Below are 677 nucleotides of genomic sequence, written 5' to 3'. Positions count from 1 at the left end.
GCCGCATCGGGATTCGGCGCGAGCCGCAGGCGCACGCGCAACGGCTGCAGCATGTCGGGCGGCGGCGGCTCCGCCAGCGGGCCGGCGGTGAGCAGTTGCCGCAGCGTCGCGTCCGCATCGGTGTCGCCGAGCGATGCGAATTCGACGCGCGTGACCGCACCGTTCGTGCCGATCCATGCGCGCACGACGATCTCGGGCGGCGGTGCAGCGGCGCTCGCGTTCAGCACGCGCGCTTCGAGATAGCGATGCAGACGGTCGGCCGCGTCGCCGTCGGCTTCGAGCCAGGTCTGGAATTGCTGCCCGGCGAGCTGTCCGTAACGGATCCACGTTTGCGGCACGTCGGCCGTTTGTGCGACGGTCGATCCGGCACTCACGGCCAGCACCCACGCGACGACGATCGCCCGCCACCCTCCCGATACGCCCCACTGCTGCATTCGCTTCATCCCGCCTCCCGTTTCGACGATGCGCCGTCGTGCTGCGTCATCCGCTCGCCCTGCGCCCTTCAACCGATCTCGATCGGCACGTACAGCCGCGTGCCGCCGCGCTGGACGAGCAGCGCGACGTTGCCGTGCGCGGCGTCGATCTCGGTCATCAGCGCGCCGATGTTCGCGACCGGCGTGCCGTTGACCGACAGCACGACATCGCCGGGCTGCAACCCCGCGCGCGCAGCCTGGCCA

Annotated in this window: 2 protein-coding genes; both read right to left on the bottom strand. The window is 71.0% G+C overall.

The features are described from left to right. Positions 1-443, bottom strand: a 443-nt coding sequence (locus tag G3N99_RS41215) for a YbaB/EbfC family DNA-binding protein (RefSeq protein ID WP_206125311.1), incomplete at its 3' end; no start/stop codon positions are given. Positions 444-502: 59 nt separating this feature from the next. Next, positions 503-677 (bottom strand): PDZ domain-containing protein (locus G3N99_RS41210; protein ID WP_206125312.1); only part of this gene is annotated, 175 nt, incomplete at its 5' end.

It is taken from the genome of Burkholderia sp. Ac-20392 (assembly GCF_017104585.1).
GTDB lineage: Bacteria > Pseudomonadota > Gammaproteobacteria > Burkholderiales > Burkholderiaceae > Burkholderia > Burkholderia lata.
Note: the sequence above shows the minus strand (reverse complement) of the source record. Positions and strands in the feature narration are given on the sequence as shown.